This is a genomic window from Mycobacterium sp. NGS56, assembly GCF_059812425.1.
The window spans coordinates 76,414-89,617 of record NZ_JCALCQ010000002.1 but is presented as its reverse complement, the minus strand read 5'-3'; the positions used below and the strand labels follow the sequence as shown (position 1 = coordinate 89,617).

Here is a 13,204-nt window from a genome sequence, read left to right as displayed (position 1 = left end):
GTGAAGGTCACCGTTCTGGTCGGTGGGGTTGGCGGCGCCCGGTTCCTGCTGGGGGTTCAACAGCTTTTCGGGCTCGGTCAATTTCAAACGCAAGGGTGCCCGGGCACGGAAGCCAACGAACTCACGGCGATCGTCAACATTGGCGATGACGCCTGGATCCACGGACTGCGAATCTGCCCCGATTTGGACACCTGCATGTACACCTTAGGTGGAGGTGTAGATCCGGAGCGAGGGTGGGGGCACCGCGACGAAACCTGGCACGCCAAAGAGGAATTGGCGCGCTACGGGGTGCAGCCGGACTGGTTCGGGCTCGGTGACCGTGACCTGGGCACCCACCTGGTGCGCACCCAGATGCTCAACGCCGGCTATCCCTTGACCCAGATCACCACCGCGCTGTGCGACCGCTGGCAACCCGGCGCGCGGCTGCTGCCCGCCAGCGACGATCGGTGCGAGACACACGTGGTGATAACCGATCCCGACGACGGCAGCCGGCGGGCCATTCACTTCCAGGAGTGGTGGGTGCGCTACCGGGCCCAGGTGCCCACGCACAGCTTCGCCTTCGTCGGCGCTGAAAAGGCGGCCGCCACAATTGATGCCACGGCGGCCATCGCGGACGCCGACGTCATCCTGCTGGCGCCCTCGAACCCGGTGGTGAGCGTCGGCGCCATCCTGGCCGTCCCCGGCATTCGCGGGGCGCTGCGCGGCGCGCGCGCGCCGATTGTCGGCTACTCGCCGATCATCGGTGGAAAGCCATTGCGCGGCATGGCCGATACCTGCCTGTCGGTGATCGGGGTCGAGTCCACCGCCGAGGCGGTCGCCCGGCACTACGGCGCGCGCCGGGACACCGGCATCTTGGACGGCTGGCTGGTGAGCGAAGACGACCGGGCCGGTTTCCAAGGCGACATCGACGGCATCGCGGTGCGCTCGGTACCGCTGGTGATGATCGACCCGAAGGCGACGGCCGAGATGGTCAGGGCCGGGCTGGAGCTGGCAGGGGTGACCCCTTGACGTCTCGGCCCGGCGAGCATGGCACCGCCGCCGCGATCGAAATCCTGCCCGTCGCCGGGTTGCCCGAATTCCGGCCCGGTGACGATCTGGGCGCTGCCGTCGCCGCGGCCGCCCCATGGTTGCGCGACGGCGACGTCGTCGTGGTAACCAGCAAGGCGGTGTCCAAATGCGAGGGCCGCCTGGTGCCGGCCCCGCAGGATCCGGAGGAGCGCGACCGACTGAGGCGCAAGCTGGTCGACGACGAAGCCGTCCGGGTGCTGGCCCGCAAGGGCCGGACCCTGATCACCGAGAACCGGATCGGCCTGGTGCAGGCCGCCGCGGGCGTAGACGGATCCAACGTGGGTCGCGACGAACTGGCGCTTCTGCCGGTCGACCCGGACGGCAGCGCCGCGACGCTGCGGGCCGCCCTGCGCGAACGGCTCGGTGTCGAGGTCGCCGTGGTCATCACGGACACGATGGGCCGCGCGTGGCGCAACGGCCAGACCGACGCGGCCGTGGGGGCCGCGGGCATGGCTGTGCTGCACGGCTATTCGGGGGCCGTCGATCAGCATGGCAATGAGTTACTGGTCACCGAGGTGGCGGTCGCCGACGAGATCGCCGCGGCCGCCGATCTGGTCAAGGGCAAACTGACCGCGATGCCGGTGGCAGTGGTGCGCGGCATGTCCGTGACCGACGACGGCTCGACAGCGCGGCGGTTGTTGCGGCCGGGCACCGAAGACCTGTTCTGGCTCGGCACCGCCGAAGCCCTCGAAGCCGGTCGCCGCGAGGCGCAGCTGCTGCGCCGATCGGTGCGCCGCTTCAGCGCCGAACCCGTGCCGGCGGATCTGTTGGAAGCCGCGGTCGCCGAAGCGCTGACCGCGCCGGCTCCGCACCACACCCGCCCGGTGCGGTTCGTCTGGCTGCAGACCCCGGCCATCCGGACCCGGCTGCTGGATCGCATGCGGGACAAGTGGCGCGCCGACCTCGCCGGCGACGGCCGGCCCGCTGACTCGATCGACCGCCGGGTGGCGCGCGGTCAGATCCTCTACGACGCGCCAGAGGTCGTCATCCCGATCCTGGTGCCGGACGGCGCGCACGCTTATCCCGACGCCGCCCGCACCGACGCCGAGCACACCATGTTCACGGTGGCCGTCGGCGCGGCGGTGCAGGCCCTGCTGGTCGCGCTGGCGGTGCGCGGGTTGGGCAGCTGCTGGATCGGCTCGACGATCTTCGCCGCCGACCTGGTGCGCGCCGAGCTCGGGCTGCCCCCCGACTGGGAACCGTTGGGCGCCATTGCCATCGGATATGCCGCCGAACCGGCCGGGCCGCGTGATCCGGCAGACCCCGGTGATTTGCTGATCCGCAAGTAATACTGAGCCCATGAAGTTCGCCGGCAAGGCGGCGGCCTCGGCCGACAAGGTTCGCGGCGGCTACTACACCCCCGCACCGGTGGCCCGGTTCCTGGCCACCTGGGTCCGCGCGGCGGGACCGAAGATCGTGGAGCCCTCCTGCGGCGACGGCGCGATCCTGCGCGAGTTGGCCACGCTCAGCGACCGGGTGCAGGGCGTCGAACTGATGGCCGACGAGGCGGCCAAATCCCGCCGGTTCGCCCCCGTCGACGCCGAGAGCCTGTTCGCCTGGCTCGCCACCGCCGAGGCCGGCGGCTGGGACGGGGTCGCCGGCAACCCGCCCTACATTCGTTTTGGCAACTGGCCAGCGCAGCAGCGCGATCCGGCGCTGGCCCTGATGCGGCGCGCGGGTCTGCGCCCCACCCGACTGACCAACGCCTGGGTTCCGTTCGTGGTGGCGAGCACCATGCTGGTGCGCGACGGCGGGCGGGTGGCGCTGGTGCTCCCTGCCGAGCTGCTCCAGGTCAGCTACGCCGCACAGCTGCGCGACTACCTTCTGTCCCGATTCCGCGAGATCACGTTGCTGACGTTCGAGCGCCTGGTGTTCGACGGCATCCTGCAGGAAGTCGTGTTGTTCTGCGGTGTCGCCGGCACCGGTCCCGCACGCATCCGCACCGTGCACCTCCAGGACGCCGGCGCCCTGGCTAGCGTGGACCTAAATGTGCGACACCGTCCTTTCGGGCCCGCGCTCTTGCACGAAAACGAGAAGTGGACCAAGTACTTTCTGGATCCCGCCGCGATCCGGCTGCTGCGTGCGCTCAAGAGTTCGGGCACCCTGACGCGGCTCGGGTTTTTCGCCGAGGTCGACGTCGGAATCGTGACCGGGCGCAACGCCTTCTTCACCTTCACCGACGCTCAGGCCGCCGCGCTGGGGTTACGGCCGCACTGCGTCCCGCTCGTCTCGCGCAGTGCCCAACTGTCCGGGCTGATCTACGACGAAGATTGCCGGGCAAGCGACCTCGCCGCCGGGCGGCGCGGTTGGTTACTCAACGCGCCGCGCGAGCCCGCCGATGCGGCGCTGCGAGCCCACATCAGCGCGGGTGAAGCGGCCGGGGTGCACCGCGGCTACAAGTGCTCGATCCGCGAGCCGTGGTTTGCCACGCCCTCGTTGTGGGCGCCCGATCTGTTCCTGCTGCGCCAGATCCACCGGGCGCCGCGGCTGACCGTCAACGCCGCCGCGGCCACGAGCACCGACACCGTGCACCGGGTGCGCCTCAGCGCCCGCGCCGATGCCGGGATCGACCCGGCCGCGCTGGCCGCGGTGTTCCACAACAGCGCGACGTTCGCCTTCAGCGAGATCATCGGTCGCAGTTACGGCGGCGGTGTTCTTGAGCTGGAGCCCCGCGAAGCCGAGCAGCTGCCCATTCCCCCGCCGAATTGCGCGGACGCCGATCTCGTCCGCGACGTCGACCTGCTGCTGAAGGCCAACGAGTTCGACAAGGCGCTCGACCTCGTCGACCGCCGCGTGCTGATCGACGGCCTGGGATTGGCGGCCGAGGCGGTGGCGGACTGCCGCGCGGCGTGGGTGTCGTTGCGGGATCGGCGGAAACGGCGGGGGTCACGATGAGCGTTCGGGAGTCGGCGATCGCGCTGCTGTCGAGCTGGGATCCACCCGACCCGGCCCAGGATTCGTTGCGCCACGCCGTGTTGGCGTTCGTGCACGCCCGCAGCGATGCGTGTCGGCGCGAGTGCGTGCCGGGCCACGTGACCGGGTCCGCGTTGGTACTGGACCACTCCGGCGACCAGGTGCTGCTGACCCTGCACCCCCGCCTGGGCCGGTGGGTGCAGTTGGGCGGCCACTGCGACGATGACGACACCGACGTCCTCGCCGCCGCGCTGCGCGAGGCCACCGAGGAGTCCGGGATCGACGGGCTGCGCATCGAACCCCGATTAGCCGCGGTGCACGTGCACCCGGTGACCTGCTCGCTGGGCGTGCCGACCCGTCATCTGGACCTGCAGTTCGTCGCGCACGCGCCGGCCGGCGCGCAGATCGCGATCAGCGACGAGTCCGAGGACTTGCGGTGGTGGCCCGCCGACGCGCTGCCCGACGGGACGGATTACGCGCTGGCCTATCTGGTCGCCCAAGCCACGCGAGCGGGTTAGCCGCCGAGTGTGCGGCTAGCTTCACGCTCGGCCTCGAATGTGCGGCTAGCGTCACGCTCGGCGAACAGGAGTCTCCGCCGCTAGACGTCGGACGAGTAGCGGATCCCGCCGTCGGGAATCGACACACCGGGCCACACCCGGGCGCCGCGCAACAACTCGCAGCGCGCCCCGATGTCGGCGCCGTCGCCGATCACGCCGTCACGGATCAGCGCCCGCGGGCCGATGCGCGCGCCGAAGCCGATGATCGATCGCTCGATCACGCTGCCGGCCTCGACCTTGACGCCGTCGAAGATCACCGCGCCGTCCAGCCGGACGCCGGGGCCGATCTCGGCTCCCCGCCCGACAACCGTGCCGCCGACCAGCACCGCGCCCGGCGACACCGCCGCGCCGTCGTGCACCAGCTGCTCGCCGCGGTGGCCGTGCAGCGCCGGCGACGGGGCGATGCCGCGCACCAGATCCGCTGAGCCACGCACGAAGTCTTCCGGGGTGCCCATGTCGCGCCAGTAGCTGGCGTCGACGTAGCCGCAGACCTTCACCCCGGGATCGGACAGCAGCGCGGGGAACACCTCACGTTCCACCGAGACCTCCCGGCCGCGCGGGATCCGGTCGATCATCTGGCGCGAGAAGACGTAGCACCCGGCGTTGATCTGGTCGGTCGGCGGGTCCTGGGTCTTCTCCAGGAAGCCGGTGACGCGGCCTTCCTCGGTGGTCACGCAGCCGAACGCCCGCGGATCGCCCACCCGGACCAGATGCAGTGTGAGGTCGGATTGCTCAGCCGAGTGGAAGTCGAGCATCTGACCCAGGTCGGCTCCGGAAAGCACGTCTCCGTTGAACACCATCACGGTGTCGTGCCGCAGGTGGCCGGCCACGTTGGCGATGCCGCCGCCGGTGCCCAGGGGCCGCTCCTCGGTGACGTACTCGATCTGCAAACCCAGCTTGGAGCCATCACCGAACTCGGCCTCGAACACCGCAGCCTGATACGACGTGCTCAGGATGACGTGGTCCATCCCGGCCGCGGCGATTCGCGAGAGCAGATGCGTGAGGAACGGCAGCCCCGCGGTGGGCAGCATCGGCTTGGGCGCCGACAGCGTCAGCGGCCGCAGCCGGGTGCCCTTGCCGCCGACCAGGATCACCACATCGACTTCTGGAGTTCCCACCTCAGTGACGCCCTTCTAGAAGTTTCCGCCGGCCGGACGCGCGCCGCGCACTGCGCACCATCAGGCGCGAACGCACCCTGAGCGAGGCGTGCAGCGTCCAGCGCAGCGGGGCGCGCGACCAACCGGAATGCCGGTCGGCCAGAAACATATACGTGCTCTTGTGATGCGCGGCCAGGTGGCTGGCCGGGTCCGCGCCGGTGGAGTGGCCCTTGTGGTGCAGCACCTCCGCCGACGGCACGTAGACGGACAGCCAACCGGCCTTGCCGAGGCGGTCGCCTAAGTCGACGTCCTCCATATACATGAAGTACCGCTCGTCGAACCCGCCGATCTGGGCGAACGCCGAACGCCGCACCAACAGGCACGACCCCGACAGCCAGCCCACCGGCCGCTCGCTGGGCTCCATCCGCTCCTGGCGGTACGCCGCCGACCACGGGTTGCTTTTCCAGAAGGGTCCGACGACCGCGTGCATGCCGCCGCGGATCAGGCTCGGCAGGTGCCGCGCCGACGGATACACCGATCCGTCGGGATCACGGATCAGCGGGCCCAGCGCGCCGGCCCGCGGCCACCGCGACGCGGCGTCGAGCAGTTCGTCGATGCTGCCCGGTCCCCACTGCACGTCCGGATTGGCGATGATCACCCAGTCATCGTCGGGATCCAGTTGGGCGACGGCACGATTCACCGCGGTCCCGTAGCCGAGGTTGGCTCCGGTGCGAAACAACCGCACATTGGGATAGCGGTCGACGGCTGCCTCCGGAGTGCCATCGGTGGAGCCGTTGTCGGCCAGCAGCACGCACACCTCCCGCTCCGTGGCCAGCGACAGCGAGGCCAGGAAGCGCTCCAGGTGCGGACCCGGTGAGAAGGTCACCGTCACGACCGGCAGGACGTCAGTCACGCGTAGAGGGTAACGGTCGAACGGCCGCGGCACCGCTATCGGCGGCGGCCAGCGCAGCGGCAAGCGCGGGGCGCCAAGGCCGCAGCGGCCGCATCCCCGCGGCGACGGACTGGCCACTCGACAAGGCGGAGTAGGCCGGTCGGGGGGCGGGGCGGGGAAAGTGCTCGGTGGGGACCGGTCGCACCCGCTCGGGGTCGGCGCCGCATTCCTCGAAAACGGCGCGGGCCTGATCGAACCGCGAGCAGGCTCCTTCATTGGCGGCGTGCAGGATCGGGCCGGGCGTGCCATCGTCGACGATCTGTAATAGCGCGGCGGCGAGGTCGCCGACGTAGGTCGGCGAGCCGATCTGGTCGTAGACCACGTCGACCGGACCGTCCCCGGCCGCCAGCCGGCACATCACGGCGACGAAGTCCTTGCCCGTGCCGCCGGTGTAGACCCAGGCGGTGCGCACGACTATGCCCTGGGACGGGTCGGGTATCGCCGCGAGCACGGCCCGCTCCCCCGCGACTTTGCTGCGCGCATACACACTCTGCGGGGCGGTGTGATCGGTGGGCTCGTACGGCCGCGGCGGCGCGCCGCCGAAGTCCCCGTTGAATACGTAGTCGGTGGACACGTGGACCAGTCGCGCGCCGACCTGCGAACACGCACGCGCGATGTGCCCCGGTCCGGCTTCGTTGACCGCGAATGCGGCCCCCTCGTCGGTCTCCGCCCGGTCGACGTCGGTATAGGCCGCGCAGTTGATCACCACGTCGCCGCGCCGCACGATCCGCTCGGCGGCCGTGGGCTCGGTGATGTCCCACTGCGACGACGTCAGCGCCAGCGCTGCACGGCCCTGCCTCGCCGTTAACGAGGTCAAATAGCCGCCCAACTGCCCACCGGCACCGGCGATCACGATCCTGCCCGACATGGTTCGAGTCTGGCATGGCCCGCAAAGCTGCAACCACGCCCGGGGCACGCGGGGACCGGCTACCGGTGAAGCACCTGTGTCGCAAGTAATGTAGTGGGATGCCTGTGCAACGTGTGGTTCGTGTGGTTGCCACCGCGCTGACGCTCGCGGTCGTCGTCGGCACCGGGATCGCATGGAGCAATGTCCGGTCCTTCGAAGACGGCATCTTCCACATGTCCGCGCCCTCGCTGGGCAAGGGTGGCGACGACGGCGCGATCGACATCCTGCTGGTCGGCATGGACAGCCGCACCGACGCGCACGGCAATCCCTTGTCGCAGGAGGAACTGGACACGCTGAAGGCCGGCGACGAGGAAGCGACCAACACCGACACGATCATCCTGATCCGCATCCCCAACAACGGGAAGTCGGCCACCGCGATCTCGATCCCGCGGGACTCCTACGTCGCCGCCCCGGGCTTGGGCAAGACCAAGATCAACGGCGTCTACGGCCAGACCCGGGAGGCCAAGCGCACCGCCCTGGTCAGGGCGGGCGCCTCCGCCGCCGAGGCGGCGGCCCAGGGCACCGAGGCGGGCCGCGAGGCGCTGATCAAGACCGTCGCGGACCTCACCGGTGTCACGGTCGACCACTACGCCGAAATCGGCCTGCTCGGCTTTTCCCTGATCACCGATGCCCTCGGCGGCGTCGACGTCTGCCTCAAAGAGCCGGTGTTCGAGCCGCTTTCGGGTGCCGACTTCCCGGCCGGCCCGCAACGACTCAACGGTCCCGAGGCGCTGAGCTTCGTGCGCCAGCGCCACGAGCTGCCGCGCGGCGACCTGGACCGGGTGGTGCGCCAGCAGGTGGTGATGGCCTCGCTGGCCCACCGGGTCATCTCCGGGCAGACGCTGTCCAGCCCCACCACGGTCAAGCGGCTAGAGGCCGCCGTCCAGCGCTCGGTGGTGATCTCGGCCGGTTGGGACGTCATGGATTTCGTGCAGCAGATGCAGAAGCTGGCCGGGGGTAACGTCGCCTTCGCCACCATTCCGGTGCTCGACGGCGCCGGCTGGAGCGACGACGGCATGCAGAGCGTGGTGCGGCTGGACCCACATCAGGTCGCCGACTGGGTGGGCGGCCTGTTGCACGAGCAGGAACAGGGCAAGACCGAGGAGATCGCGTACACCCCCGCCAAGACCACCGCCAGCGTCGTCAACGACACCGATATCAACGGGCTGGCCGCAGCAGTGTCAGACGTGTTGACCGCCAAAGGTTTTGCCGCGGGCACCGTGGGCAACAACGATGAGGCGCACGTCAAGACCAGCCAGGTGCGCGCCGCCAAGAGCGACGACCTGGGGGCCAGGGAGGTCTCGAAGGAATTGGGCGGGCTGCCGGTGATCGCCGACAGCTCGCTGGCCCCGGGCGCGGTACGGGTGGTGCTGGCCGACGACTACAGCGGACCGGGCTCGGGCCTGTCCGGCAGCGAGACGATCATGCCCGCCCGGGTGTCGACCGCCGGCGCGGTGGCGGCCGACCCCAGGGTTCCCGCGCCATCGCCAATCCTGACCGCCGGCTCGGACAAGCCGGAGTGCATAAACTAACGACCGGTGCCTCAACTGACCACGCTGAGCGGGGCGATCCTCGACCCGATGCTGCGGGCCGATCCGGTCGGTCCGCGCATCACCTACTACGACGACGCCACCGGCGAGCGCATCGAACTGTCCGGTGTGACGCTGGCCAACTGGGCCGCCAAGACGGGCAACCTGCTGCGCGACGAATTGGGCGCCGGCCCAAAAAGCCGGGTGGCGATTCTGTTGCCCGCGCATTGGCAGACGGCCGCGGTGCTGTTCGGGGTGTGGTGGATCGGTGCCGAGGCGGTGCTGACCGGCCCGGCAGACCCGGCAAAAGCCTCGAACATAGCGTCGGACATCGCACTGTGCACGGCCGAGCGCCTCGATGAGGCCGACGCCGCCGTGAGCACGGCGGTATCGGGGGGCGAGCTGGCGGTGCTGTCGCTGGACCCGTTCGGCCGGCCGGCACCGGACCTGCCGATCGGCGTGACCGACTACGCCACCGCGGTGCGGGTGCACGGCGATCAGGTCGTTCCCGAACCGCGCCCGGGGCCGGCGCTGGGCGGACGATCGGTCGACCAGGTGCTGGCCGATTGCCAAAGCTCCGCCGCGACAAGGGGATTGACGTCGCGCGATCGGGTGCTGTCCAGCGCGTCGTGGTCCGGGCCCGCCGAGCTGGTGGACGGCCTGCTGGCGATCATGGCCGTCGGCGCCTCGCTGGTGCAGGTGGCCAATGCCGACCCGGCCGGGCAAGAGCGCCGCATCGACACCGAGAAAATCACCCGGGTGCTGTAAAGGCCTGAGGAGCCGACCCCGGGGCCACACCGCGCGCGATACATATTGATATCGCTATATTTCGATGTTAACGTCGTGCAATCATGGGCGAAACGCGCGGACGATAGGAAGGTTGCGGCGATGGCGGTGTACGGGCTTCTGGCGAAGGCGGCAGGCACGGTGGTCACCGGGTTGGTCGGCGTGACCGCCTACGAGGTGGTGCGCAAAGCCGTCGCCAAGGCGCCGCTGCACGAGACGGCGGTCAAAGGGGCCGAGCTCGGACTGCGCGGCACCCGCAAGGCCGAGGAAGCCGCCGAGTCGGCGCGCCTCAAGCTCGCCGACGTCATGGCCGAGGCCCGCGAGCGCATCGGTGAGGAGGCGCCCACGCCCTCGGTCGCCGACACCCACGACCACGAGCACTGATCGGGCGATATGGAACTCGCCCTGGTCCCCGACATCGCAGCCGAGGAGCGAACCGAAGACGCTGCGCTGCAAGTGATTTCGGATGCCGCCGGGCGCATGCGGGTCGCCGTCGAGTGGGTGCGCGCCAGCTCCCGGCGCGCCGTGGCGGTCGAGGAGGCCGTCGCCAAGTGTGAGGGTGTGCGGGTGGTGCACGCCTACCCGCGCACCGGATCGGTCGTCGTCTGGTACTCCCCCCGGCGCTGCGACCGTTCCGCGGTGCTGGCCGCCATCGGCGAGGCGTTGCACGTCGCCGCCGAGCTGATCCCGGTCCGCCCGCCGCATTCGGAGGAGATCCGCAACGCCGACGTGCTGCGCATGGTCATCGGCGGCGCGGCGCTGGCCCTGCTCGGGGTGCGCCGCTACGTCTTCGCGCGGCCGCCACTGCTGGGACCCGGCGGCCGGCTGTTCGCCACCGGCGTCACCGTCTTCACCGGCTATCCGTTCCTGCGGGGCGCGCTGCGTTCGTTGCGCTCCGGCAAGGCCGGCACCGACGCGCTGGTCTCGGCGGCGACCGTGGCGAGCCTGGTGTTGCGCGAGAACGTCGTCGCCCTCACCGTGCTGTGGTTGCTCAATATCGGTGAGTACCTTCAGGATCTGACGCTGCGCCGGACCCGGCGCGCCATCTCCGAACTGCTGCGCGGCAGCCAGGACACGGCGTGGATCCGGCTCGACGACGGTAACGAGGTTCAGGTGCCGATCGACACCGTGCAGATCGGCGACGAGGTGGTGGTCCACGACCACGTCGCCATCCCGGTCGACGGCGAAGTGGTCGACGGCGAGGCGATCGTCGACCAGTCCGCGATCACCGGGGAGAATCTGCCGGTCAGCGTGATGGTCGGCGCGCACGTGCACGCCGGTTCGGTGGTGGTGCGCGGACGCCTGGTGGTGCGCGCCCGCGCCGTCGGCAACCAGACCACCATCGGCCGCATCATCACCCGGGTCGAGGAGGCGCAGCACGACCGGGCGCCGATCCAGACCGTCGGCGAAAACTTCTCGCGCCGTTTCGTTCCCACCTCGTTCATCGTCTCGGCCATCACGCTGGCGGTCACCGGTGACGTCCGCCGGGCGATGACCATGCTGCTGATCGCCTGCCCGTGCGCGGTGGGCCTGGCCACCCCCACCGCGATCAGCGCGGCGATCGGCAACGGTGCTCGCCGCGGCATCCTGATCAAGGGCGGCTCGCACCTCGAGCAGGCCGGCCGGGTGGACGCGATCGTGTTCGACAAGACCGGCACGCTGACAGTCGGCCGCCCCGTGGTCACCAATATCATTGCGCTACACAAGGATTGGCAGCCCGAGCAGGTGCTGGCCTATGCGGCCAGCTCGGAGATCCACTCCCGACACCCGCTGGCCGAGGCGGTGATCCGGTCCACCGAGGAACGCCATATCACCATCCCGCCGCACGAGGAGTGCGAGGTGCTGGTGGGCCTGGGCATGCGCACCTGGGCCGATGGCCGGACCCTGCTGCTTGGCAGCCCCGGACTGCTGCGCGCCGAGAAGGTGCGGGTGTCCAAGAAGGCGTCGGAGTGGGTGGATCGGTTGCGTCGCCAGGCCGAGACCCCGCTGCTGCTCGCCGTCGACGGCAAACTGGTGGGGCTGATCAGCCTGCGCGACGAGGTGCGGCCCGAGGCCCCCGGTGTTCTGGAGAAGTTGCGCGCCAACGGTATTCGCCGGATCATCATGCTCACCGGCGATCACCCGGACATCGCCGAGGTGGTGGCAGGCGAGCTCGGGATCGACGAGTGGCGCGCCGAGGTGATGCCGGAGGACAAGCTCGCCGCGGTGCGCGACCTGCAGGACGAGGGCTACACCGTCGGCATGGTCGGCGACGGCATCAACGACGCCCCCGCCCTGGCCGCCGCCGACATCGGGATCGCGATGGGGTTGGCCGGAACCGACGTCGCCGTCGAGACCGCCGACGTGGCGCTGGCCAACGACGACCTGCATCGCCTGCTCGACGTGGGCGACCTGGGCGCTCGCGCGGTCGACGTGATCCGGGAGAACTACGGCATGTCGATAGCCGTCAACGCCGCCGGCCTGATCATCGGCGCGGGCGGGGCGCTGTCCCCCGTGCTGGCCGCGATCCTGCACAACGCGTCGTCGGTTGCCGTGGTGGCCAACAGTTCTCGTTTGATCCGCTACCGGCTCGAGTCACCGCGCGGCTCGGTGAACGGCGAGCGCGCCGTCTGACGATTCAGCAGCCGCAATCCTCGCCGCGCCAGGCGCGCACGCCCTGCCAGACCGCGACGCCGGCAATGACCAGCCCGACGGCCGGGTCGATCCACCACGCGCAGGAGCACAGCGCCGTCATCGCCAGGCCGATCAGCACCCCGGCGGCCTGGGCGGCGCACAGGTAGTTCTGGGTTCCCTCGGCCTCGGTGGCGCCCGAGCCCAACCGCGTGCCCAACCGGTGGTTGGCCCGCCCGAGCACCGGCATGAGCACCAGCGCGAGCGCGGTCAGCCCGATGCCGATCACGGACACCTCGGCGTGGTGTTCGCCCACCAGGTCGCGGACGGATTCGGCGGCGATATACGGGGCGGTCAGCCAGAACGACATCGCGACACCGCGTTGCGCGCGCCGCTCGGCGCTTACGGACAGTGCGCGCGCCCCGCTGAACCGCCACACCACCATTGCGCTGGCCAGCGCCTCCGCCGCGCCGCCCAGGGCCCACCCGGTGAGGGCGACGGAGGACACCGCGACGCCCTGCCACAGCCCGACCGCGCCCTCGACGAGCACAACGGCCAGGCTGACCCAGGCCAGCCGCCGCGCCCACTCGGCGCCGCGCCGCCAGCCCGCGTCGCGCGCAGCGACGCTCGTGCACCCGATGGCAACCGATGTGGTCATTGCGCGAGGCTAGCCGCGGCCGCGGCGGTTCGCATCGCCGCAACGCCCGCCCGTGATCGATCTGTCACACCTCGCACCTGGGCGCCCGGCGCTCTTAGTTATGGTGGCTAACCAGTAGATCGGAAGG

General features: G+C 70.4%; 12 protein-coding genes. 8 read left to right on the top strand and 4 right to left on the bottom strand.

Going from position 1 to position 13,204, the window contains the following annotated elements; translation table 11 throughout:
• Genes cofD through AC5Y4F_RS07655 form a run of 4 tightly spaced genes read left to right on the top strand, consistent with a single transcriptional unit; the run spans position 1 to position 4,499 of the window.
• Positions 1–1,008: a 2-phospho-L-lactate transferase gene (cofD, locus tag AC5Y4F_RS07670; protein WP_067938416.1), complete on the top strand. Its 1,008-nt coding sequence runs from the start codon at positions 1–3 to the stop codon at positions 1,006–1,008.
• On the top strand, positions 1,005–2,357 hold the full coding sequence (locus AC5Y4F_RS07665; RefSeq protein ID WP_067938308.1) for a coenzyme F420-0:L-glutamate ligase: 1,353 nt from the start codon (positions 1,005–1,007) through the stop codon (positions 2,355–2,357). Before cofD ends, AC5Y4F_RS07665 begins: the two co-directional genes overlap by 4 nt.
• Before the next feature lie 10 nt (positions 2,358–2,367).
• The gene (locus AC5Y4F_RS07660) at positions 2,368–3,963 is read left to right on the top strand and encodes an Eco57I restriction-modification methylase domain-containing protein (protein ID WP_499995882.1); all 1,596 of its coding nucleotides are present in this window, start codon (positions 2,368–2,370) and stop codon (positions 3,961–3,963) included.
• Positions 3,960–4,499: an NUDIX hydrolase gene (locus AC5Y4F_RS07655; RefSeq protein ID WP_067938312.1), complete on the top strand. Its 540-nt coding sequence runs from the start codon at positions 3,960–3,962 to the stop codon at positions 4,497–4,499. Before AC5Y4F_RS07660 ends, AC5Y4F_RS07655 begins: the two co-directional genes overlap by 4 nt.
• Before the next feature lie 80 nt (positions 4,500–4,579).
• Here AC5Y4F_RS07655 and manB read toward each other — a convergent pair whose 3' ends face one another.
• Genes manB through rfbD form a run of 3 tightly spaced genes read right to left on the bottom strand, consistent with a single transcriptional unit; the run spans position 4,580 to position 7,455 of the window.
• Positions 4,580–5,656, bottom strand: coding sequence for a mannose-1-phosphate guanylyltransferase (gene manB, locus AC5Y4F_RS07650; RefSeq protein WP_499995881.1), 1,077 nt, complete (start codon positions 5,654–5,656; stop codon positions 4,580–4,582).
• A 1-nt stretch (position 5,657) separates the two neighbouring features.
• The gene (locus tag AC5Y4F_RS07645) at positions 5,658–6,548 is read right to left on the bottom strand and encodes a glycosyltransferase family 2 protein (protein ID WP_499995879.1); all 891 of its coding nucleotides are present in this window, start codon (positions 6,546–6,548) and stop codon (positions 5,658–5,660) included.
• On the bottom strand, positions 6,541–7,455 hold the full coding sequence (gene rfbD / locus AC5Y4F_RS07640; protein ID WP_499995878.1) for a dTDP-4-dehydrorhamnose reductase: 915 nt from the start codon (positions 7,453–7,455) through the stop codon (positions 6,541–6,543). The genes AC5Y4F_RS07645 and rfbD overlap by 8 nt, the downstream gene beginning before the upstream one ends.
• A 98-nt stretch (positions 7,456–7,553) precedes the next feature.
• On the opposite strand from rfbD, the gene AC5Y4F_RS07635 reads away from it, so the two are divergent.
• The 4 genes from AC5Y4F_RS07635 (at position 7,554) to ctpC (ending at position 12,422) form a co-directional block, all read left to right on the top strand.
• The gene (locus AC5Y4F_RS07635; protein ID WP_067938321.1) at positions 7,554–9,026 is read left to right on the top strand and encodes an LCP family protein; all 1,473 of its coding nucleotides are present in this window, start codon (positions 7,554–7,556) and stop codon (positions 9,024–9,026) included.
• A gap of 6 nt (positions 9,027–9,032) precedes the next feature.
• On the top strand, positions 9,033–9,791 hold the full coding sequence (locus tag AC5Y4F_RS07630) for a TIGR03089 family protein (RefSeq protein WP_197520662.1): 759 nt from the start codon (positions 9,033–9,035) through the stop codon (positions 9,789–9,791).
• Between the two features lie 120 nt (positions 9,792–9,911).
• Complete coding sequence (locus tag AC5Y4F_RS07625; RefSeq protein ID WP_067938420.1) at positions 9,912–10,193, top strand: DUF1490 family protein; 282 nt, start codon at positions 9,912–9,914, stop codon at positions 10,191–10,193.
• Positions 10,194–10,202: 9 nt separating this feature from the next.
• Complete coding sequence (ctpC, locus tag AC5Y4F_RS07620; protein WP_067938322.1) at positions 10,203–12,422, top strand: manganese-exporting P-type ATPase CtpC; 2,220 nt, start codon at positions 10,203–10,205, stop codon at positions 12,420–12,422.
• A 4-nt stretch (positions 12,423–12,426) separates the two neighbouring features.
• Here ctpC and AC5Y4F_RS07615 read toward each other — a convergent pair whose 3' ends face one another.
• Positions 12,427–13,077: a cation efflux transmembrane domain-containing protein gene (locus AC5Y4F_RS07615; protein WP_067938324.1), complete on the bottom strand. Its 651-nt coding sequence runs from the start codon at positions 13,075–13,077 to the stop codon at positions 12,427–12,429.
• Positions 13,078–13,204 lie beyond the last annotated feature (127 nt).

Bases quoted from the DNA above. Each gene is read 5' to 3' on its own strand.
- AC5Y4F_RS07660 (WP_499995882.1), top strand. From the start codon at position 2,368: ATGAAGTTCGCCGGCAAGGCGGCGGCCTCGGCCGACAAGGTTCGCGGC.
- AC5Y4F_RS07655 (WP_067938312.1), top strand. From the start codon at position 3,960: ATGAGCGTTCGGGAGTCGGCGATCGCGCTGCTGTCGAGCTGGGATCCA.
- rfbD (WP_499995878.1), bottom strand. From the start codon at position 7,455: ATGTCGGGCAGGATCGTGATCGCCGGTGCCGGTGGGCAGTTGGGCGGC.
- AC5Y4F_RS07635 (WP_067938321.1), top strand. From the start codon at position 7,554: ATGCCTGTGCAACGTGTGGTTCGTGTGGTTGCCACCGCGCTGACGCTC.
- AC5Y4F_RS07625 (WP_067938420.1), top strand. From the start codon at position 9,912: ATGGCGGTGTACGGGCTTCTGGCGAAGGCGGCAGGCACGGTGGTCACC.
- ctpC (WP_067938322.1), top strand. From the start codon at position 10,203: ATGGAACTCGCCCTGGTCCCCGACATCGCAGCCGAGGAGCGAACCGAA.
- AC5Y4F_RS07615 (WP_067938324.1), bottom strand. From the start codon at position 13,077: ATGACCACATCGGTTGCCATCGGGTGCACGAGCGTCGCTGCGCGCGAC.